General features: G+C 64.7%; 13 protein-coding genes. 9 read left to right on the top strand and 4 right to left on the bottom strand.

The window, feature by feature from the left end; all coding sequences use genetic code 11:
* The first annotated feature begins 196 nt into the window (after positions 1–196).
* Positions 197–4,003: a chromosome segregation protein SMC gene (gene smc / locus ESB00_RS10465; protein ID WP_129047638.1), complete on the top strand. Its 3,807-nt coding sequence runs from the start codon at positions 197–199 to the stop codon at positions 4,001–4,003.
* 116 nt (positions 4,004–4,119) lie between these two features.
* Complete coding sequence (locus ESB00_RS19650) at positions 4,120–4,281, top strand: hypothetical protein (protein WP_164976134.1); 162 nt, start codon at positions 4,120–4,122, stop codon at positions 4,279–4,281.
* A 160-nt stretch (positions 4,282–4,441) separates the two neighbouring features.
* On the opposite strand, the gene ESB00_RS10460 is transcribed toward ESB00_RS19650, so the two are convergent.
* Positions 4,442–6,688, bottom strand: a complete 2,247-nt coding sequence (locus tag ESB00_RS10460; protein ID WP_129047637.1) for an ATPase, T2SS/T4P/T4SS family — start codon at positions 6,686–6,688, stop codon at positions 4,442–4,444.
* 122 nt (positions 6,689–6,810) lie between these two features.
* Here ESB00_RS10460 and ESB00_RS10455 point away from each other — a divergent pair, with 122 nt between their 5' ends.
* The 5 genes from ESB00_RS10455 to ESB00_RS10435 all read left to right on the top strand — a co-directional run bounded on the left by ESB00_RS10455 (position 6,811) and on the right by ESB00_RS10435 (position 12,040).
* Entirely contained in the window at positions 6,811–7,296 is a 486-nt protein-coding gene (locus tag ESB00_RS10455) for a YraN family protein (RefSeq protein ID WP_129047636.1), read from the top strand.
* Between the two features lie 120 nt (positions 7,297–7,416).
* A complete protein-coding gene (zwf, locus tag ESB00_RS10450) occupies positions 7,417–8,955 on the top strand; it encodes a glucose-6-phosphate dehydrogenase (RefSeq protein WP_129047635.1) in 1,539 nt (512 codons plus the stop codon).
* A gap of 127 nt (positions 8,956–9,082) precedes the next feature.
* Complete coding sequence (locus ESB00_RS10445; RefSeq protein WP_129047634.1) at positions 9,083–10,045, top strand: glucose-6-phosphate dehydrogenase assembly protein OpcA; 963 nt, start codon at positions 9,083–9,085, stop codon at positions 10,043–10,045.
* Positions 10,046–10,116: 71 nt separating this feature from the next.
* Positions 10,117–11,502: an MFS transporter gene (locus ESB00_RS10440; protein WP_129047633.1), complete on the top strand. Its 1,386-nt coding sequence runs from the start codon at positions 10,117–10,119 to the stop codon at positions 11,500–11,502.
* A gap of 67 nt (positions 11,503–11,569) precedes the next feature.
* The gene (locus ESB00_RS10435) at positions 11,570–12,040 is read left to right on the top strand and encodes a DUF6265 family protein (RefSeq protein WP_129047632.1); all 471 of its coding nucleotides are present in this window, start codon (positions 11,570–11,572) and stop codon (positions 12,038–12,040) included.
* Positions 12,041–12,046: 6 nt separating this feature from the next.
* On the opposite strand, the gene ESB00_RS10430 is transcribed toward ESB00_RS10435, so the two are convergent.
* From ESB00_RS10430 to speA, 3 genes are all read right to left on the bottom strand, one after another.
* Positions 12,047–15,061, bottom strand: coding sequence for a glycoside hydrolase family 2 protein (locus ESB00_RS10430; protein ID WP_129047631.1), 3,015 nt, complete (start codon positions 15,059–15,061; stop codon positions 12,047–12,049).
* 88 nt (positions 15,062–15,149) lie between these two features.
* Positions 15,150–16,322: a glycoside hydrolase family 88 protein gene (locus ESB00_RS10425; protein ID WP_129047630.1), complete on the bottom strand. Its 1,173-nt coding sequence runs from the start codon at positions 16,320–16,322 to the stop codon at positions 15,150–15,152.
* Positions 16,323–16,473: 151 nt separating this feature from the next.
* The gene (gene speA / locus ESB00_RS10420; RefSeq protein WP_129047629.1) at positions 16,474–18,414 is read right to left on the bottom strand and encodes a biosynthetic arginine decarboxylase; all 1,941 of its coding nucleotides are present in this window, start codon (positions 18,412–18,414) and stop codon (positions 16,474–16,476) included.
* Between the two features lie 96 nt (positions 18,415–18,510).
* Here speA and yajC point away from each other — a divergent pair, with 96 nt between their 5' ends.
* Both yajC and secD read left to right on the top strand, forming a co-directional pair.
* Entirely contained in the window at positions 18,511–18,840 is a 330-nt protein-coding gene (gene yajC, locus ESB00_RS10415) for a preprotein translocase subunit YajC (protein WP_129047628.1), read from the top strand.
* 65 nt (positions 18,841–18,905) lie between these two features.
* The gene (secD, locus tag ESB00_RS10410) at positions 18,906–21,449 is read left to right on the top strand and encodes a protein translocase subunit SecD (RefSeq protein ID WP_129047627.1); all 2,544 of its coding nucleotides are present in this window, start codon (positions 18,906–18,908) and stop codon (positions 21,447–21,449) included.
* The last annotated feature ends 3 nt before the right edge of the window (positions 21,450–21,452 follow it).

Here is a 21,452-nt window from a genome sequence, read left to right as displayed (position 1 = left end):
CCTGCGGGGCGATGACTTCGCATGGGTTCTTGCTCCGCCAGAATGACAGGACGAGAGTTCAGCCCGCGGACAATCCATCCCCGTAGGATTGACCAGCCCAAAATGGGCATTGTGAGCAATTTTTCAGAGGGAAAATCGCCGCTTTTACCGTTGCACCGGCCGGGAGCGCTCCCTCAATTCGACGCTTTAATCGCTGATGCATCTCAAGGCTCTCAAGCTCCACGGCTTCAAAAGTTTTGCCGACAACACGACCCTCAGTTTCCAGCCCGGTGTGACCGCGATCGTCGGCCCCAACGGCTGCGGCAAGAGCAACATCGCCGACGCCATCCGCTGGGTGCTCGGTGAGCAGAGCGCCAAGGCTCTCCGCGGCGGCAAGATGCAGGACGTGATCTTCGAGGGCGCGGACACGCGCAAGCCCGCCCAGTTTTCCGAGGTGGCCCTGCACCTGACCGACTGCGAGAAGCAGCTCGGCAGCGAGTTCCACGAGATCGAGATCATGCGCCGCGTGTCGCGCGACGGCTCGAGCGAGTATTACTTCAACGGCCAGCCCTGCCGCCTGAAGGACATCCACAAGCTTTTCATGGACACCGGCGTCGGCCGGACCAGCTACTCGATTATGGCGCAGGGCCAGATCGACCAGATCCTGTCGTCGAAGCCCGAGGAGCGCCGGGTGGTGTTCGAGGAGGCCGCCGGCATCACCAAATACAAGAGCCAGCGCCGCGAGGCGATGAACAAGCTCGCGCTCACCGAGCAGAACCTGGCCCGCGTGACCGACGTCATCAACGAGATCGCGCGCCAGATCGGTTCGCTGCGCCGCCAGGCCGCCAAGGCCATGCGCTACAAGCGCCTCAGTTTCCGCCTCCGGCAGCTCGCGCTCGCCCACGGCAGCCACCAGTGGCAGGGCCTCAGCGCCACGCTCGGGGAACTCGAGGGCCGCGTCAGCGGACTGCGCGGCGCCGCCGAGTCCCGCCGCACCGTGCTCGAGGAAAAGACCCGCGCGCTCGACGAGCAGAAAGCGGAGCGTTCGTCGCTCACGCAACGCGTGCAGGACGCCCAGCAGGCGGTTTTCGATCTCCGTTCCCAGAAGGAGCAGGCCGAGAACCGTTCCGGCCTGGCCGAGGTCAAGCGCACCGGCCTCGCCGAGCGGCTGGATTCGGGCAAGGAAGACATTGCCGAGCTGGAGATGCAGCTGCGCGAGCTGGCCACGCAGGTGGACTCCGGCGCACAGGACAAGCAGATGCAGCTCTCGCTGCTCGGCAGTTCCGACGCCGTATTTCAGGACCGCAACCGCGAGCTCGCCGTCATCGAGGGCGAGCTGACCAAGGCCGACCAGCAGCTCAACCAGGACAAGTTCCATCTGCTGCAGCTGGAGAGCACGGTCGCGCGCCTGCGCACGGACAGCTCCGGCCTCGAGGTGGACGCCCGCACCAGCCAGCACAAGTTCGACACGCTTTCCCAGGATCTCGCGCAACTGCGCTCCGCCGTCGAAGGCGCCGCCTCGGCCCTGGCCGAGGCCAGCCAGAAGGTGCAGGAGGCGCGCATCGAGCAGAGCCGCGTCAACAACGAGGCCCAGGCCGCCCAGGCCGCGCTCCAGGAACTGACGCAAAAGTTCCGCGAGGCCCAGCGCCGGCTGCAGGAGATCGACCGTGGTCTCGCGCAAAAGACCGCCCGCCTGAAGCTGCTCCAGCAACTGCAGGAAAAGTGGGAGGGTTTCGGGGAGGGCGCCAAGGCGCTGCTGACGGGCCGGCTCGCCTCGGTGATCGGCGAACAGAAGTTCACGCCCATTACCCAGGGACTCGAGGTTCGCGCGGAATACGCCAAGGCGCTGGAAGCGCTGCTCGGAGCCTCGGTTGAGGCGATCGCCGTTTCCGACCTCGCCACCGCGCAGAAGATTCTCGGCCAGCTCGCCGCCGACCAGATCGGCAGCGTCTGCCTGCAAGTTTCCGGCCTCGCCGGGGTCTCGGCCAACGGTGAACTTCCCGCCTTCCTCAAGCCGGCCTCCGAGGCGGTGGCCAATCTCGAAGCCTCGCACCCCGCGGCCGCCATGCTGTCGGCCTGCTACCTGACCGAGGATCTCAACGGTTTTCTGGATTTCTGGCAGGCGAACCCGGGCTTCAGCTTCCTGATGGTGGCCACGCCGAAGGGCGACCTGGTGGACCGGCGCGGCCTGATTTCCGGCGGCCATCACAAGAAGCCGCAGAACAGCATCGTGCAGCGCGAGGTGGACCTGCGCGAAACCGGCAAGGCCGTCGTGGCCGAGCAGGCCGCGCACGACGAGCAGCGTGCGCTCATCGACCAGCTCAACGCCGCGCTCGCCGAGGCCGAGGCCACGCTGGAGCAGCGGCGCAAGGACGTGCTCGCCGCCTCGCAGCACGCCGCGGCCCTCCATACCGAGGAAAAGAACGCCCAGCGTTCCCTCGACGATGCCAGCAACCGGCTCCAGCGCATGGAAAACGAGCTGGCCAACCTCAAGCGCGACCACGACGAGGCCCTTGCCCGCCTCGCGAAGGCGCAGGCCCAGCTGGCCGAGGCCCACGGGGCGGTCGAGGCCCAGAAGCAGGTCATCGCCGCCATTGAATCTTCCATCAACGACAAGCGGGCCGACCGGGACCAGAAGCGCGATTCCCTGGCGCAGGCCCGCCTGGAGCTCGCCGAGCGCCGCCAGAAGGTCGAAGTGCTCGACCGCGGCCTGACCGAGATGGAGCGCCGCCGCGTCCAGTTGGCGGATCTCCACGACCAGCGTCAGATCGAGATCGAGACCTGGAACGAGCAGATTGCCGCCCTCGAGCAGGAGAGCGCCGGCCAGCGCGCCCGCGCCGAGGAAATCGCAGTCACCCTCGCCAACGCGCAGGAGAACGTGGAAAAGGTCCGCACCGACCTCGCCCGCATCGAGCAGCAGATCAACGCCGAGGAATCGGGCATGAGCTCCATCCGCACGGAAGCCGAGGCTGCGATGACGGAGCTTTCCCGCCATGAGGTGAAGGCCGCCGAGACCAAGGCGCGCGTGCAGTTCCTCGTTGAGGAGATCACCCACGAGTTCCAGACCGATGTCTCGACCCTCGACTGGCGCCGCCTGCTCTGGCACGCCGAAGACGAGCCCGAGGGCATGAAGGATCTTGACCTCGACGAGGACGATGACGGTTCGGCCCCGGCGCCCGCCGCCCAACCCGTCGAAGGTGAGCCGGCGGCCGAAACCAAGCCGAAGCGTCGCAGGAAGAAGGAAAACAAGGGTGAGCCGACCGAGTCCGACCTCGCCGCGCTCGACAACACGAACTGGGCCGAAATCAAGACCGAGGTGGATGCCCTGCGTCAGCGCATCGGCACGATGGGTGCGGTCAACCTGGTCGCCATCGAGGAATACTCCGAGCTGAAGCAGCGCTACGAGTTCCTGAAGACCCAGAGCGACGACCTGATCAACGCCAAGACGGAGCTGCTCAAGGCCATCGACGACATCAACAAGACTTCGCTCGAGCAGTTCAAGGTCACCTTCGAGCAAATCCGCAAGAACTTCGCCTACACCTTCAACCTGCTGTTCGGCGGCGGCCGGGCCGAGATCGAGCTGATCTCCGCCGAGGATCCCCTGGAGAGCGGCATCGAGATCGTGGCGCAGCCGCCGGGCACCAAGCTGAAGGGCATCACGCTGCTCTCGGGCGGCCAGAAGACCCTCACCGCCGTGGCGCTCCTCTTCGCGCTCTACATGGTGAAGCCGTCGCCGTTCTGTCTGCTCGACGAACTCGACGCCCCGCTCGACGAGTCGAACATCCACCGGTTCACCAACCTGCTGAAACAGTTCGTCAAGGACTCCCAGTTCATCATCATCACGCACAACAAGAGCACCGTGGCCGCGGCCGACGCGCTCTACGGCGTGACGATGCAGGAGCGCGGCGTGTCCAAGACCGTCTCCATGCGCTTCAACAAGGAGCGCGGCGAGGCCGAGACCCTGCCGACGACCATCGCCGACTCCGTGCGCGGCGCCAAGCCGCAGGCTCCCGCCGCGGTTTGACGGCCTCGGTGCGCAGGGATTGCTGCGCACGGGCTGTCATTAGCGCAACCTCTAGCGTAGCGCGACCCGGCCTTGGCCGGGCGGGGTGTGGTATAGTTGCCTCAAAAGGAAACCCCATGAAAACCCCCTTCGTAGCAATCCTGGCGGGTGCCGGGCTCTGGCTGCTCTACCTGTTCTTCGGCCGGCAGATCGACATCGCCTTCTGTGCGGTGATCCTCTTCGGCACCGGGCTGGTCGCCTGGACCTTCGAGCAATACGGCCATCACGGGCACCGCTGAGAAACAATTGACCGGAGCCCCGGCGCAGTTCCCGCCGAAGGTCATGGCGGGTGGGGTGACTGTGCGCCGGCCCCGGTGACAGGAAAAAGCAAAAGGCGCGACCTTTGCGGATCGCGCCTTCTTTGCTTGCCCGACCGTGGGGTGGCCGGTCGGGAAAGGATCAGTGGGCGTGGGCCTTCTTCTTCGCGGCGCCGCCATCCGGAGAATCCTCAGTGATCATGTCCGCGGGCACGTTGGCGAGGGCGTCCTCCATGGTGGTGAGGCCCATCTTGACCTTCAGCATCGAGTCCTGGTGCAGGGTTTTCATGCCGGTCTTCATGCAGACGCGCTTGAGATCGGCGACCTCGACCTCGGCGTTGATGGCCTCGACGATCTCCTCGTTGTTGACCATGAGCTCGTGGATGCCGACGCGACCCTTGTAACCGTTGCCGCTGCAGACGTGGCAGCCGCCGGGCGCGGCCTTGAAGATCTCGGGCGCTTCCGTGAGGTTGAGCGCCTTCATGATGACCTCCGCCTCGCGGCCCTCGGGCTTGTATTTGACCTTGCAGTTCTTGCAGACGCGGCGGAGCAGGCGCTGGGCGCACACGCAGACGAGGGCGGCGGAGATGTTGAAGGGCTCGATGCCCATTTCACCCATACGCGAGACGGTCGAGGGCGCGTCGTTAGTGTGCAGGGTCGAGACAAGCAAGTGACCGGTGAGCGCCGCTTCGCAGGCGATCTGGGCGGTCTCCTTGTCGCGGATTTCACCGACGAGGATGATGTCGGGGTCCATACGCAGGTAGCAGCGGAGCGCGCGCTGGAAATCCAGGCCGATCTGCTTGTTCATCTGCATCTGGTTCAGGCCGGGCAGGGTGTATTCGATCGGGTCCTCGGCGGTCTGGATATTGACGTCGGGCGTGTTGATCTCGGCCAGCGCGGCGTAGAGGGTCATGGACTTGCCCGAGCCGGTGGGGCCGCAGTGGAGGATCATGCCGTAGGGCTGGCGGACGCATTCGCGGTATTTCGCGAGGTTCTCGTCGGAGAATCCGAGCATCGGCAGGGGCAGGGTGGACTTCTGCTTGTCGAGAATACGCATGACCACCTTCTCGCCGTGGTTCATCGGGCCGGTGGCGACACGAAGGTCGATGTCGATGTTCTTCTTCGTGAATTTCTTGAAGACGATACGGCCGTCCTGCGGCAACCGGCGCTCGGAAATGTCGAGGTTGCACATGATCTTCAGGCGGGCGACAAGCGCGTGGGTGACCTGCTTGGGCAGGCGCATCTTCTCGGCGCACATGCCGTCCACCCGGTAGCGCACGATCAGGTCCTTTTCCTGCGGCTCGATGTGGATGTCCGAGGCGCCGGAGACGTAGGCATCCTCGATGATGCGGTTGGTGAGCTGGATGATGGGGGCGGAGTCCTCGCTCTCGAGGTCGGTGGCCTTCACCTCGCTCGTGCCGCCCTCGGTGTAGGCGCCGGCGATCAGGTCCTTCACCTCGTCGATGTCCACCTCCGCGGCTTCCTCACCGGCCTTCTTCGCCCCGGCCTTTTCGCCGAAGTGTTTTTTGAGCAGCGTGTCGAGCAGGCTGGCGGGGATGACCTTGACGTCGTCGATCGACATCTCGGTCGCCTGGGAGAACGCCTCGCGCTTGGCGTAGTCCAGAGGGTTGGTCATGAACACCGCGCAGGAGTTCGTGCCCGTCTTCTTGTAGGGGAAAATGCATTCGCGGCGAATGATCGCGTCGCCGGTGATCTCGACGAGTTTTTCATCCACCTCGCCGTCGTCCACCTTGGTCACGAGCGGCAGCTCGGTGAACTTGGAAATGAACTTGGCGGTATCCTCGGCGCTGAGCTGGAACTTCGGGTCCAGCATGCGCTGGATGAGCGTGGAGGAATACTCGGCCACCTCCATGAGCACGCTGAGATCCTTGGGCGTGAAGAGCCCGCCGGTGCCGGCGGACGGCTCCTTGTTGAGCACCTGGATGGCGCCGATGACGATGTTGGTCTTGAGCGGGACCGTGAGCATCGAGTGCACCTCGAAGCCGACATCCATCTTCTTGAGCGAGGCGGCATCAGGGCCCTTGCCGCTGAAGAAGAGGGGTTCGCCGGTCTGGATGACTTTGCCGACGTTGCCGGTGCCGGCGGGCAGCTTGAGCGTGAGCAGCTTCTGCTGGGTGCCCTTGAGCTGCATCTCCTTGTCCTTGTCCGAGCCCCAGAGGGTCGGGGAGTAGTAGACATGCTTGAAGGCGATCTCACCGGCCTCGACGAGGTAGAGGGTCATGGACTGTGCCTGCAGGGATTCGACGACCTTGCTGGCAGTGAGCTCGATGACGGAGTTGACGTCCTCCCGGCTCGGCGCCGGTTTGGAGATGACCTTGATGAGCAGAGACCGACGCAGCGTGCCTGTGAGATTGCTGGAGGAGGCCATGTGGTGGAAGAGGGGATGGGGGGCGCCCGTCGCGCGGAAACCCCTGCGGGTCAACGCCGACGATTAAAAATCGCGCTTGCTTGTAATGCCTCTTTTTAGCGTGGTCGAGGGCTAACTTGCAAATGATTCGCTGGCTTAAAAATCTGTGGACGGGGCTCGGCGCCAAACCGGAGCCTGTTTCCGCTTCAGCCGCAGCCGGTGCCCGCGGCGAAAAGGCGGCCGCCGATTTTCTGAAAGCCCGCCAAGGCTACGCCATCCTGGCCAGAAACTGGCGGAGCCCCCGCGACCAGCGGGATGAGATTGATCTGATCTGCCGCGATGGGGATGTGCTCGTCTTCGTCGAGGTTAAGGCCCGGGCGGCGGGGGCTTTGGTGAGCGGTTACCATGCGGTGGACGAGCGTAAGAAGCGCGCGTTGCGCCGGGCGGTGCAGGCTTATCTCAGCCAGCTCACGCCGCCGCCGCGCACGTTTCGCTTCGACGTGGTTGAGGTCACGCTGAGTGAGCGTCTGCCGCCGCAGGTGATGCACTACGAGAACGCACCGCTCTTCCCCAAGGGCTATCATCTGGCCCGGCAGGGTCCCACCGGCGGCACGGCCGGCGTTCAGTAGCGGAGCAAGCGGGGGGCATAAGCTTTAAATCGTGGCCGGTTGAGTGTGTCACATCCCCACGGTGTCGGAATAAATCCTTGCGGGGGCCTGCCGGCGGACAGACTTTCCCCGCACACACTTATGGCAGACACCCGTCACCCGTTTTTGCATGGTCTGAGCAAGCACCGCGGTTCGCCGCCCACGGTCGTGGTCATCTTCGGCGCCTCTGGCGACCTCACGGCGCGCAAGCTGATCCCGGCCATCTACAATCTCGCGCATGACGGCCTGCTCCCGGCGGACTTCTATCTGATCGGTTTCGGGCGCAAACCGATTCCCGACGAGGAATTCCAGAAAATCGCGGAGGGCGCGATCAAGGAGTTCTCCCGGCGCGAGCCCACGGCCGACGTGTGGGGCCGCCTCGCCCCCCGCACGCTCTATGTCAGCGGCGGCTACGACGAGAAGGCGGCCTTCGACCGGCTGCGCGACCGCATCGCCGGATTGGAGAAGCAGATCAACCAGGAGCTGCAGCCGCTGTTCTACATCTCGACGCCCCCGACCGTCTTCGCCCCGATCATCCGCAACCTCGGCGCCAGCGGGCTGGCCTCGCGCTACCTCGGCCAGCGCCACCAGTCGAAGGTCATCATCGAGAAACCCTTCGGCCGCGATCTGGCCAGCGCGCAGGCGCTCAACAAGGAGCTCACGGATGTGTTCGAGGAGCCGCAGGTTTTCCGCATCGACCACTACCTCGGCAAGGAGACCGTGCAGGACCTGCTGGTGCAGCGTTTCGCCAATTCGATTTTCGAGCCAATCTGGAACCGCAACTTCATCGACCACGTGCAGATCACCGTGGCCGAGCAGGTGGGCGTCGAGGCGCGGGCCGGTTACTACGAGCAGAGCGGTGCGCTGCGCGACATGATCCAGAACCACACCATGCAGCTCCTCGCGCTCACCGCGATGGAGCCACCCGTCTCGATGGACGCTGAGTCCGTGCGCGACGAGAAGGTGAAGGTGCTCAAAGCCATCCAGGCGCTGCGCCTCGACGGGCCGGATCCCGACGTGGCCCGCGCGCAATACGGCGAGGGCCTCATCGGCGGCAAACCCGTGAAGGGGTACCTCCAGGAGAAGGACGTCGCTCCGGCCTCCGCCACCGAGACCTACGCGGCGCTCCGTCTCAGCATCAACAACTGGCGCTGGCAGGGCGTGCCGTTTTACCTGCGCTCGGGCAAACACATGGCCCGGCGCGTCTCGGAGATCGCGGTGCGTTTCAAGCGCGCCCCCGGCAGCCTGTTCTCCGAGTCGGAGCGCTTCCAACTCGCCCCCAACACCCTGGCTTTCCAGATCCAGCCCGACGAGGGCATGAGCCTCATCCTCAACGCCAAGATCCCCGGCCTCGAAACGCGCACGCAGCCGGTGAAGATGAACTTCAAATACGCCACGACCTTCGGCTCCAACACGCCCGAGGCCTACGAGCGCCTCGTGCTCGACGCGATGATCGGTGACGGCACGCTGTTCATCCGCGGCGACGAGACCGAGCGCTCCTGGCAGCTGATCACCCCCATCCACGAACATTGGGCCGCCCAGGGCCGCAACGGCCTCGACTCCTACGCTTCCGGCTCTTGGGGCCCGAAGGCCGGCGAGGCCCTGCTCGCGACCCACGGCCACAGCTGGCGGGAACCCTGAGCCGCGGCCGGCGCGGCAAGTAACCAGAAGCAAGGATCAAGTAACAAGATGATCAGCGCTTACATTCACCCTATCAACAGGCAGGTTTTTGATACCTGTCCGTTGATACTTGGCGACCTCTCAGCCCATGCCTGAATTTTTCGACGCTCTGCCCGGCCAGGAGGTGCCCGTCGGCGGCATCGCGGCGGGTTTCAAGAAACTCTGGGCCGACACCCCGGCCAAGGACGGTCGGGCCGTGCAGCTCAACCTCGTGCTGCACCTCGGTCGACGCTCCTCCGCGGCCGATGCGGTCACGCAGTTCCGCCACCTGCTGAGCTTCGCCCACCGTTATCCGGCCCGCGTGGTCGTGCTTTGTCCGGACTACGAGGAGGGCCGTCCCGTCGAGATGCGCGCGAAGATCTACGGCGAGTGCTTCTTCGGCAAATCCAAGAGCGACACCCGCTGTGTGGAGTTTGTCATCCTGCATTACACGATGGCCGCCCGTGCGCACCTGCAGGACCAGGTGTCGGTGTGCCTCTCCACCGACCTGCCGCTCTACTACTGGGCGCACGCCTTCGCCGAGAGCCGCAAGATCGCCGACTACGACACGCTGCTCACCCGCTCGCAGCGCGTGCTCTTCGACAGCGCCATTGTGCCGCCGGACGCCTTCACCTTTCCCTGGCCTAACCTGTCGGCGGTGCGCGATCTGGCCTACACCCGCACCCTGCCGCTCCGACAGAACCTGGGACAGTTCCTCAGCCGTTACGAACCGGCCGACATTGCGGCCGGGCTGCAGGGTGTTTCGCTGCGTCATCAGGCCGAGTATGCGGCCGAGGCCGCTTGTCTGCTCGGCTGGATCAAGAAGGGCCTGGCCCGCGGCGGCGCCGACCTTGCGCAGATCGCCTTCCGGGTGACCCCGGAAAAATGTCAGGGCTGCTTCGAGCTTTCGTTCAGCTACGCCGATCCGAAGAAGACTTTCCTCTGGCAGGCGGATCTTTCCAGGAATCACGCCGAGTTTGTCGGTGATCTGGGCCGCGGCCGCACGACGCTAACAGTGGGAGCGCACCTGCTCACCGCCGAGCAGGCGCTGGCCGAAGCGATGTTCTTCTGAGCGGGCCGGTCAAACGCTAGCGCAAAACAGAGACTGGCTTTCACACCGGAGGCGCGTCTTAGTCACCACGCATGTCCACCCCGACCGGCTCCGCCCCGAGCCATCCCCACGACCGGCCGACGCGCACCCGCTATTGGGTGATTGTTTTCGCCGTCACGCTGGCCGTCATCCAATACATCGACCGCGTGGCGATCTCGCAGGCGATGCCCGACATCGCGGCGGAGATGAAGTTCACCGATGCGCAGAAGGGCATGATTTTCTCGGCCTTCACGCTGGCCTACGCGCTCTTCGAAATTCCCACGGGCTGGATGGGCGACAAGCTCGGTGCGAAGAGCGTGTTGATCCGCGTCGTGCTGTGGTGGTCATTTTTCACCGCGGCAACGGGCTGGGCCTGGAACTATGTTTCCATGCTGGTCACCCGTTTCCTTTTTGGTGCGGGCGAGGCGGGGTGTTTCCCCAACCTCACCAAGGCGCTGAGCACGTGGCTGCCCAAGGTGGATCGCACGCGCGCGCAGTCGCTGATGTGGATGGGCGCGCGCTGGGGTGGGGCGTCGGCACCGCTGCTGGTGGTGTTGGTGATGACGCTGGTGAGCTGGCGCGCGGCTTTCGTGGTGTTCGCCTTGCTCGGCGTGATCTGGGCGATTGTCTTCGCCAAGTGGTATCGCGACAACCCCAAGGATCATCCCAAGGTCAACGCGGCCGAACTCGAGCTGCTGAAGGAAAACGCCGCCAACGCCAGCGGCCACGGCAACGTGCCGTGGCGGGAACTGGCCACGCGGCCGACCATGTGGCTGCTCTGGGGCCAGTATTTCTTCCTCAGCTACGGGTGGTATTTCTTCGTCACCTGGCTGCCGACCTACCTGCGCGACGAGCGCGGGCTGGAGATCAAGTCGAACGTTGTGATGAAGTGGCTCGCCGCCGTGCTGGAAGGCTGGTTCAGCCCCGAACTCACCTTGAAGATCCTGGCCGCGGCGCTTTCCGGCACCCCGCTGCTCTTCGGCGGCTTCGGCGCCCTGCTGGCCGGCCAGGTGTCGAGCCGGATCATCGCGCGCGGTGGCAGCGTCACGCGGGTGCGGCGCACCTTCGGTTTCGTGGGCCTGGCGGGTGCGGCTTCGCTCCTGATGGCCTCGTTCTACATCCGCGACCCGCTCCTGGCGATGATCGCCATGGGCATGGCGGGCTTTTTCAACGACCTGACGTTGCCGGGCAGCTGGGCGACCTGCATGGACGTGGGCGGCAAATACGCCGGCACCGTCTCGGGCAGCATGAACATGATGGGGAACTTTGGCGGCATGGCCGGGCCGATCGTGGTGGGCTGGGTGCTGACGCTCACCAACCGCGACTGGCAGCAGGTGTTCGTGGTCACCAGCATCATCTATTCGCTCGGCGCATTCTGCTGGCTGTTCATCGACCCGGTGACCCCGTTGGAGAAGGAAGAGGGAAAAGTTATGAATTGAGAACATGCGCGTCGATGCTGCCACGGGCTGCTTTATCTCCCATCGTTTGTTCGAGCCCTGATTCCCCATGCGCCTCCTCCTAGCCCTGTTGCTGCCGCTCGCGGCCTTTGCCCAGGAGCAAAAGCCGTCCGGCTTCGCGCTCGACCGTCTCGCCTGGCTGGCGGGCAGCTGGCGGATGGAGCGCGCCGGCCGCGTGACCGACGAACAGTGGATGGCGCCCGCCGGCGGTGTCATGCTCGGCATGTCGCGCACGGTGGCCAAGGGCAAGGTGGTTGAACATGAGTTTCTGCAGATCCGCAGCGGCCCGGGGGGCGAACTCTACTACGTCGCCCTGCCGGCGCGGCAAAAGGAGGCCACCTTCAAGGTTGCGACGCAGAGCGAAACCGAGGTGGTTTTCGAAAACAAGGAGCACGATTTTCCGCAGGTCATCGGCTACCGCCTGAACGCCGATGGTTCGCTGCTGGCCTGGATCGAAGGACCCCGGGCCGACGGCACCACGCGCCGCGTGGAATACGCCTACCGCCGCATCGCACCGTGACGCGGGTCAGGGAGGCGTTTGGCCGACGAAGACGAGGTAGAGGTTGCCTTCGGTCTGGCGCGGGTCTTCGGTGTTCGAGCCGAGGGTGAGGCTCGCGGCGGCTGTCACATTGCGTCGGAACAGCCTCATCGGACGCTCCAGCACGCGAAGAACGGTGTCAGTGGGCTCGAACTGCCGGGTCAGCCACGCCGGACGGGGCAGCGCCTCGTCATGGGCGATCCACACGGTTGCGTCGGTCGCGACGGACAGCTCGATCAGGTCCACGGCGCTGTAGAGGGCGTCGCGGTTGTCCACCTGGACCCAATCCGCGTCCTGAAGGGCGACGGGCAGTCCCGCGAAAGGTGAATCGGTGTTCACGTAGGCGTTGCGGCCGTCGCGCGCATGCGTCTCGACGTGGACGATCGAGGCGTTGGGGCCGGTGTAGTTCAGGGTTCGGATGAATCGGCCGAGCCGGGTGGCGTCGGTCCGGGCGGCGGTGGCGGCTGTCGCGGCGAGGATGAGGCGGGCAGGAGCCGTGGCCGGGAGTGACACCGTCGGCAACGCCGGCGGGGCGCCGGCGTAGGCGTTGAGGCGAAAACGGATATGGCCGCTCTGCAGTCCGGCCGCACGGGCGGTCACGGTTACTTCGCCGGGTTCGCGACCGGCCCGCAAGGCGACGCGATTGATGCCGGCCTCCAAGTCGAGATGGCGGTGGTTGATGGAGTCGGTTTTCCCGCTGTTGTAGCCACCGCGCCAAGTGACGGGGCCGCTCACGTCGAAATCGACGCGCTGCTGAAAGGTCGGCACCCGCCGGCCCTCGGCATCGACGGCCTCGACATCAACCAGGGCCACATCGGCTCCATCGGCCACGAGACCGCCGGTATGCCGGACCAGGCTCAGCCGCAGGGCCGTGGCGGGCCCGGCCGTAAGCTTGGTGGCGGTTGCGAGCACCTTGCCGCCGGATGACGCGACCGCCTTTATCTCACCCGGCTCAAACGCGACCTCGGGGAACGTGAAGAGAAAGCGGTCGGACCTCTTGCCCGACCCCAGGGAACGCCCGTTGAGCAACAGCTCGACTGTGTCGGTGTTGGCCACGACATAGACGCTTTTCCGCGTGCCGGCGGGATAGGACCAGTGACCGATGATGTGGACCTGCGGATCGTCGCGGAACATCGCCTGGGTGACGTAGTAGGCCTCCTTGGGCAGACGCACGGCATCCACCTCGCCGCTGGTGCGCGCCACCTCGACGGCCACGCGGCCGCCGCTTGTGGAGTCGGAGAAGATCCAGTTGGCGCCGCCCGCGTGCTCGGGTGCGCCGAGTTTTTTCACGTAGTGGCCGATCTGGTTGACGGCAAACTGCTCGGATGTGAGCTGGTAGGTCTGCCCCTTGGCCTCGGGGTAACCGAAGTTCGGCGGGGAGAAATCGTCCCAGACCCGGCGCGGTGACTCCTCACGGTTGTATTCGCCCTCGACGACTGGCAGCCGCGCAATCTCGCGGCCGCCCTCGGTGCCGATGCCGACATCCATGAACTCGGCCGTGATGGCATCGGCGCGGCGGTGCGCGTAGGCGCGCTGGCCGTGCGGGTCGTAGCGGTCCATCAGCGCGCGCAACTCGGCCGCGTGTTCGCGCGAGATCTTCTGGTTGCCGCCCTCCCAGATGAGGATGGACGGGTGATTGCGATAGTAGATGAGCACGTCGCGGAAGTTCGCCACGCGCAACGCCCAGGCGCCGCCCTTGGTGTCGTGTTCGCCGTCGGTGCCGGGTTGAAGCGTGACGAGGCCCAGTCGGTCGGCCGCGGCGATTTGCGCCGGACCGCCGGGCACATGGCCCCAGCGCACGAAGTTGCCGCCGGCCTCGCGCATCAGTTGCAGCGTGTAGAACTGGAGCGAATCCGGCAGCGCCGCGCCCAGGCCGGGCCACTCATTGGTGGGTTTCTGGCCCCAGCCACGAAGCTTCAGATGCGCGCCGTTCAGGAAGAGCCCGCCGTCGGTCTCCCAGCGGACCTGCCGGATGCCGAGGGGAATCTCGACGCGATCAATGTTCGTATTACGAACATTGAGGCTGATGACGACGCGGTAGAGGTGCGGGTAGGCGGGCTCCCAGAGGCGCGGCCGGGGGATGACAATGGCAGGAAGGGTGAACTTGCGGCTGCCGCCGGCGGGCAATGTCTCGCGCACTTGCATGGCGGCCACGGAGCGTCCGTCGGCATCAATGATTTCAGCGCCGATTTGGAAGTCAGCCGAGCCGGTGCGGTCGTTGCGAACGGGGACCTCGATACCGATCTGGGCGGATTTCTCGCTGATGCTCGTGGCGTAGGCGTAGGGGCCCTCGGTCTGGAGGAAGCTGTATAGCGGGAGCGTGAGGTGCAGCGGGTCGGTAACGATGAGGCGGACGTTGCGGTAAATCCCGCCGTGGGCCGGATGCCAGTGGGGGTTGTTCCAGGGAATCTGGTCGGCCTGCAGTTCCTCCAGCGTTTCCGGGATCTGCTCCATGAGCTGCTTCGAGAGCTGCGCGAGGTTGGGGTGGGTCTTCGCGTTGGTCGCGGCCTGCGGGTCGAGCGCCGGGTCCATCGGATCGCGCTGGAAACGGTTGTCGGCCATCACCGCGAGAACGTTGGGTTCACCGGGGCGCAGATGCGGTGTGAGATCGAAACCGAAGGGCGTGAAGCCGCCTTTGGCCGTGCCGAGCTTCACACCGTTGAGGTAAACCTCGGCGACCTGCCGGACGGCTTCGAACTCGATGAACACCTTGCGCCCCTGCCACTCGGCGGGAGCGGCAAAGGTCTTCCGATACCAGGTGCGGCCGCTCCATTGGTCCTGTTCGCCGCGGTGGCCGGGCAGCGACCAATTGTCGAAGGTGTCGGTGTCGTTGAAGGTGTGCGGGGCCGAGACGCGCTCCCATGCGGAATCGTCGAAGCCGGGAGTCTCGGCTTTGGCCGGGTCCTCCTTGAGGAAGCGCCAGTCGGGGTTGAAATCGATTGTTTCACGACCGTGCGCCAGAGCGAGTCCGGTCAAAAGCACGAAAAGCAGGGGGAGTCGCATGAGAGTAGTGTAGGGCGGAATCGCCGATCCTGCCGCTGAGGCGAGGGGAAGCGCGCAAACAGGCGGGATCCGCGATCCCGCCCACCCGTCACTTCCGCGCGCGGAGCAGGGCCTCGAGGAAGTAGTAGTCGCCGTAGTTGAGCGGCGTATCGACCTCGCTGTTCTTTGGATGGTTGCCCGTGGCGTGTTTGAGGATGAATCCGCCGTTGGTGCCGGTCTCGGCCAGGTAGGCGGGGGAGGCGAGGCTGCGCAGTTGCGCTTCGGCAAAGGCTGCGTAGCGGACGGCTTCGTCGGCGGGCACGTAGGTGCGGAGTTCCAGCAAGGCGGAGCAGATGATGGCCGCGGCCGAAGAGTCGCGCGGGGCGTTGGGGATCTTCGGGTCGTCGAAATCCCAATACGGCACCTTGTCGGCCGGCAGTCGCGGGTGGTTCATGATGAACGCCGCGATCTTGCGCGCCTGCGCGAGGTAGCGCTCGTCCCTGGTCTCCCGATACATCACCGTAAATCCGTAAAGCCCCCAGGCCTGGCCGCGCGCCCAGGCCGAGGCGTCGGCGATGCCCTGATGGGTGACGCGGGACTTCACGCGGCCGTCCGCCGCCGAGTAATCCACGACATGGAACGAGCTGCCGTCGTCGCGGAAATGGTGGGCGAGCGTGGTGTCGGCGTGCCGGATCGCCACTTCGCGGAAGGGCGAACCAGGTTGCTCGCGGCCGGCCCACAGCAGCATTTCGAGGTTCATCATGTTGTCCACGATGACGGGAAATTCCCAGACCTTGCTCCAGTCCCACGACTTGAGCGAGCCGATGGTCGGGTTGAAGCGGGTGGTGAGGGACTTGGCGCCGTTGAGCAGGACCGGCTTGTAGTCGGCGTTGCCCGTCAGGCGCAGGCCATTGCCATAGCTGCAATAGAGGATGAACCCGACGTCGTGCGTGCGCGTGTTGTGTTGTTCGGGCTCGAGCTGCGCGGTGAATTTTTCCGCGGCGGCACGCCACTTCGTGTCGCCCGTGGCCTCGAAGAGATACCAGAGCGAGCCGGGGAAGAAACCGCTGGTCCAGTCGCGGGTCGCGACCGTGACGAGCTTGCCGTGCTCAAAGGTGCGCGGCATCGGCTTGGCGGGATCGGCCGGCAGGTGCGCCAACATCCACTCGTATTGCCGGGCCGCGGCGGTGAGGCTCGCGCGGATGACTTCCGGGAGCGGCGTTTCGGCGGCACGCCCGGAGGCGATCGCCACAAGAAGGAGGAGGCAGAGGGGTAGTCTCACGTTTAAGAGGTATTGGCAGGTGCCGGAACGGTCCCAGCGTGCTTCAGTTTATACCGATAAGCAAACTCCAGGCAAGGATGGGACCTGGGGATGTCGCAAACGACACGGCCTCTGGACCGGCCTCAGCGAGACCGGCTGCAGCTCATCCAAGTCAACGCTTCCGCTTCCCGTTCTGCTCGATGTTGAGGTAGGTCTTGGCCTGCATCTGGGCCTCGTAGAACTCCACGAGGCGCACGCCTTCGCGGGGCTTGATGAGGTCCTTCTTCGTGGCGTGGTCGATCTGCTGCTTGATCTTCCGGCAGAGCTCTTCCCACTGGTATTGCACGCCCTCGATGACCTCGGAGACGCGCGAACCGGCGAGGGCTTCCTCGATATAGTAGCCGTTGGGCTCGTCGTCCTCGAGGAAGACATGGACCTCGTTCACGCGGCCGAAGAGGTTGTGCAGGTCGCCCATGATGTCCTGGTAGGCGCCGGTGAGGTAGATGCCGAGGTAGTAGGGCTGGCCGGGCTTCAGCGGGTGCAGCGTCATGTAGTCCTTCACGTCCTGCAGGTCGATGAAGCGGTCCACCTTGCCGTCGGAGTCGCAGGTGATGTCCACGAGCACGGCGTTGACGGTGGGCTTCTCCTTCAGGCGGTGCAGCGGCGTGATGGGGAAGAGCTGCTTGAGGGCCCAGCTGTCGAGGAGCGACTGGAAGACCGAGAAGTTGCAGACGTATTGGTCGGCGAGGAGCTTCTTGAGGTCGTGCAGTTCCTCGGGCTGGTAGCCGGCCTTGTCGCTCTCCTTGTCGATCTGTTCGCAGATCTGCCAGAAAATCTGTTCGGCCGCGGCGCGGTTCTCGAGGTCGAGGTAGCCGAGGTTGAAGAGCGAGAAGGCTTCTTCCTTCTTTTGGAGCGCGTCGTGGAAGCGCTCGAGGCGGCCCAGGCGGGCCTTGTTTTTCAGGAGCACGGCGAGGTCGTCCACGATCTTGTGGCGGGACTTGGGCTGGTGCTGCTTGCCGAGGGACTCGTGCTTGTTGATCCGCTCGAAGACCTCGACCACGAGCATGGAGTGGGGGGCGGCGACGGCGCGGCCGGATTCGGTGACGATGTCGGGCACCTTCACGCCGGAGGCCTCGCAGATTTCGCGGATGTTGAACACCACGTCGCGGGCGTATTCGCCGACGGTGTAGTTCATCGAGGACTCGAAGTTCGTGCGCGAGCCGTCGTAGTCGATGCCGAGGCCGCCGCCGACATCGAGGTAGCCCATCGGGAAGCCCATCTTGGCGAGCTGGCAGTAGAAGCGCGCGGCTTCGGTCACGGCGGCCTTGATCGTGATGATGTTCGGCACCTGCGAGCCGATGTGGAAATGCACGAGGCGCAGGCACTGCTGCATCTTGGCGGCGCGGAGCTTCTCGACGGCGAAGAGGATCTCAGCGGTGTTGAGGCCGAACTTGGCGTTGTCGCCGGTGGACATGGCCCACTTGCCCTCGCCGCGGGTCTGGAGCTTCACGCGGAAGCCGATCATCGGCTTCACGCCGGTCTCCTTCGAGATCTCGATGATGCTGTCCACCTCGGACAGTTGCTCGATCACGATGATGACCTTCTTGCCCAGCTTGCGCCCAAGGAGGGCGAGCCGCATGTAATCCTTGTCCTTGTAACCGTTGCAGATGATGAGGCGCTGGCCGCCTTCGTGCATCGCCAGGGCGATCATCAGCTCGGGCTTGGAGCCGGCCTCGAGGCCGTAGTTGAAGTCCTTGCCGGCCGAGACGACCTCGTCCACGACCTCCCGCAGCTGGTTGACCTTGATGGGGAAGACGCCGCGGTAGTCGCCCTTGTAGCCCTCGTCCTTGATGGCCTTGCGGAAGACCTCGTTGAGCTGGGTCACCCGGTGACGGAGGGTGTCCTGCATACGGATGACGAGGGGGGCCTTGAGGCCCATGCTGGTGGCCTCGTCCACCACGTCCATGAGGCGGACGGTACGGCCGTCGGCGAGTGGCTGAACCTGCACGAAACCCTCGGAATCGACGGAGAAGTGATTGGCGCCCCAGCGCTTGAAACCATAGAATTCTTCAGACTGGGCGGCGGACCACGCGGATGCGGCTTTGATCTTCAATTTTACAGACGGAAAAGGGGAGGGCTTAGGCTTGCTTTTTAAAATCGGGCTGGGCTTAGTCGCCCTTTTCCATTTTTCAAAACACCCGCAGACGCAATGACTAAAATCTCCCTATTGATCGCCCAAGCCGCTCCCGCCTCGCCCGCCGCCCCCGGTGGCGCCGGATCCCTGATGCAGTTCCTGCCGCTCGTGCTGATGTTCGCCGCGATGTATTTCCTCCTCATCGCCCCGCAGCGCAAGAAGCAGAAGGAGCACGAGAAGATGCTCGCGGCCCTCGCGGCCGGCGATGAGGTCGTTACGGCCGGTGGCATCTATGGCGAGATCACGCAGGTGAAGGATGACCGATTCGTCGTTCGCATCGGCCACGACAACGTCAAGGTCGAGATCGGCAAGGGCTTCATCAGCGCGCTGGTGAAGAAGGCCTGAGTCTTCCGTCCGAGTCCGTTCCGCGGCCCGTGTGCCGCACCATACCCCTTTAACAACCAACACCCATGCTTCGTCAAAACTTGTGGAAATTGATGCTGTGCGCAGCCGTCGTGCTGTGGGCGGCGTTCAACCTGATTCCGCTGAAGGATCAAGACTTCGGCGACTACCTCAAAACGGAGGCGGAGGCCAAGCCCGCCCAGTTCGCCACGCTGCTCACCCGTGCGTCCGAGCGCGTTAAGTCCGGCCAGGCCCAAAGCGTGTTCGTCGCGCTCAAGCAGATCGGCCGCGAGGACAAACTCGACCTCTCGCAGTTCTTCCCGCAGGTCCGCCTTGAGGAGACCCTCAAGAATGTTGAGAAGCGCAACGACCTTCTCCTGAACGAGCTCCTCCGCCAGTCCAAGGGCAAGCTGCAGCTTGGCCTCGACCTGAAGGGTGGCGTCGCCTTCACCCTCGAGGTGGAAGAGACCGCCGCCGTGGCTGAACCCGAGCACGCCCGCGTGGAGAAGCTCAACAAGGCCATCGAGATCATCGGCAACCGCGTGAACGGCCTCGGCGTCTCCGAGCCCATCATCCGGGCCGTCGGCACGAGCCGCATCGAGGTGCAGCTCGCCGGTATCTCCACCCGCGACAACCCCGAGGTTCTCGCCAGCCTCAAGAAGCCGGCCCGCCTCGATTTCCGCATGGTGCATCCTTTCGCCACCCCGCCGATGGATGCGCCTCCGGGCTACATCGCCATGACACTCGAGGGCGAGACCCGCAACGGTGAGACCTACACCGAGGAACTCTACGTCAAGCGCATCCCCGAGATGACCGGCGAGGCCGTGTCCGACTCCTATCCGATCATGGATGAGTTCGGCCGCTTCAAGATCATCCTCCGCTTCACCAGCGAGGGCAGCAAGCGCTTCGCCGATGTCACCCGCGCCGTGGCCGAGGAAGGCCAGCGCACCGGGCGCCGCGGCCGTCTCGCCATCGTGCTCGACGACAAGCTCTATTCGGCCCCCGGCGTGGAGCGCGAAATCAACAGCGATTCCGCCGAGATCTCCGGCCAGTTCTCCCAGCGCGAGGCCGTGGACCTGGCCAATGTGCTCAATAACCCCCTCGACGTGCCCCTGCAGGTCAAGGAGCAGTATGAGGTCGGACCCTCGCTGGCCAAGGACGCCGTCGCCAGCGGCAAGATGGCCTTCATCATCGGCACCAGCCTGACCATCCTCTTCATTCTGGTGTTTTATACCTTCGGCGGACTGGTCGCCGCCGTCGGCATGGCCATCAACGTGTTCATCGTGCTCGCGGTCATGGCTTATTTCGGCGCCACGCTCACGCTGCCCGGCATCGCCGGCATCGTGCTGACCCTCGCCATGTCGGTGGACTCGAACATCCTGATTTTCGAACGCATGCGCGAAGAGCTGAAGCAGGGCAAGTCGCTCGCCACCGCCCTCGAGGCCGGCTTCGACAAGGCCTGGTCCGCCATTCTCGACGGCAATCTCACGACCCTCATCACCGCCGCCATCATGGTCGTGCTCGGCACCGGCGCCGTGAAGGGCTTCGGCGTCACGCTGACCATCGGTATCTTCACCACGATGTTCGCCGCGGTCGTCGTTTCCAAGCTGCTCATGGAAATCCTGGTGCACGGCAACGTGCTCAAGAAGATGCCCATGTTCTCCGTGCTGCAAAACACCTCCTTTGATTTCATGGGCCGGGCCAAGCCGGCCTTCATCGCCTCCTGGGTCGTCATCCTCATCGGCGTCGCCACGGTCGCCTTCAAGGGCAAGGCGGTCTATGGCATCGACTTCCTCGGCGGTGACACCGTCTCACTGTCCTTCGCCAAGCCGGTCGAGGTTGGCGCGCTGCGCAGCGCCGCCCAGGCCGCCGGTTTCAAGGAGGTCAACCCGGTCTATCAGAAGACCATCGGTTCCGACCGCGAGACCCTGAAGATCACCACGCCGTTCGACCAGGCCGCTCCCTTGGTCGAGAAGCTCCAGCAGGCCTTCCCCGAGTCCAAGTTTGTCAACGAGGGCGTCACCCGGATCGGCGCCTCGGTCGGAGCCGAGATCCAGTGGAACGCCCTCAAGGCCTCCTTCTGGGCCCTCGCGCTGATTCTCGTCTATGTCGCGTTCCGCTTTGAGTTCGGCTACGGCATGGGCGCGGTCATCTCCACCATCCACGACGTGCTGATGACCATCGGCATCTTCGTGCTTCTGGGCCGGCAGTTCAACGCCTCCATGGTCGCGGCCATCCTGCTGGTGATGGGTTACTCCATCAATGACACGATCGTGGTCTTCGACCGCATCCGCGAGGAGCTGAAGATCAACCCGACCGGCACGCTGCGCGAGATCATCAACCGCTCGCTCAACCTGACGCTTTCCCGCACGATCATCACCGGCGGCACCACGCTGCTCACGGCACTCACGCTCATCTTCGTGACCACCGGCGACGTGAACGACATCGCGCTCACGCTCCTCATCGGTGTCGTGACCGGCACGTTCTCGTCGCTGTTCATCGCCAGCCCCATCTTCTACTGGTGGCACAAGGGCGACCGGAAGCACGTCGAGGCGCACCACGACATCGCCCCGAAATACGAGTGGGCCGGCTCTTCCCGCGCATCCGAGTAAGCG

Origin of the sequence: Oleiharenicola lentus, from assembly GCF_004118375.1 — a bacterium.
Classification (GTDB): domain Bacteria; phylum Verrucomicrobiota; class Verrucomicrobiia; order Opitutales; family Opitutaceae; genus Lacunisphaera; species Lacunisphaera lenta.
This window is presented reverse-complemented; position numbering and strand designations above follow the sequence as displayed.

Bases quoted from the DNA above. Each gene is read 5' to 3' on its own strand.
- yajC (WP_129047628.1), top strand. From the start codon at position 18,511: ATGACTAAAATCTCCCTATTGATCGCCCAAGCCGCTCCCGCCTCGCCC.
- ESB00_RS10460 (WP_129047637.1), bottom strand. From the start codon at position 6,688: ATGGCCTCCTCCAGCAATCTCACAGGCACGCTGCGTCGGTCTCTGCTC.
- ESB00_RS10455 (WP_129047636.1), top strand. From the start codon at position 6,811: ATGATTCGCTGGCTTAAAAATCTGTGGACGGGGCTCGGCGCCAAACCG.
- secD (WP_129047627.1), top strand. From the start codon at position 18,906: ATGCTTCGTCAAAACTTGTGGAAATTGATGCTGTGCGCAGCCGTCGTG.
- smc (WP_129047638.1), top strand. From the start codon at position 197: ATGCATCTCAAGGCTCTCAAGCTCCACGGCTTCAAAAGTTTTGCCGAC.
- zwf (WP_129047635.1), top strand. From the start codon at position 7,417: ATGGCAGACACCCGTCACCCGTTTTTGCATGGTCTGAGCAAGCACCGC.
- ESB00_RS10445 (WP_129047634.1), top strand. From the start codon at position 9,083: ATGCCTGAATTTTTCGACGCTCTGCCCGGCCAGGAGGTGCCCGTCGGC.
- ESB00_RS10430 (WP_129047631.1), bottom strand. From the start codon at position 15,061: ATGCGACTCCCCCTGCTTTTCGTGCTTTTGACCGGACTCGCTCTGGCG.
- ESB00_RS10435 (WP_129047632.1), top strand. From the start codon at position 11,570: ATGCGCCTCCTCCTAGCCCTGTTGCTGCCGCTCGCGGCCTTTGCCCAG.
- ESB00_RS10440 (WP_129047633.1), top strand. From the start codon at position 10,117: ATGTCCACCCCGACCGGCTCCGCCCCGAGCCATCCCCACGACCGGCCG.
- ESB00_RS19650 (WP_164976134.1), top strand. From the start codon at position 4,120: ATGAAAACCCCCTTCGTAGCAATCCTGGCGGGTGCCGGGCTCTGGCTG.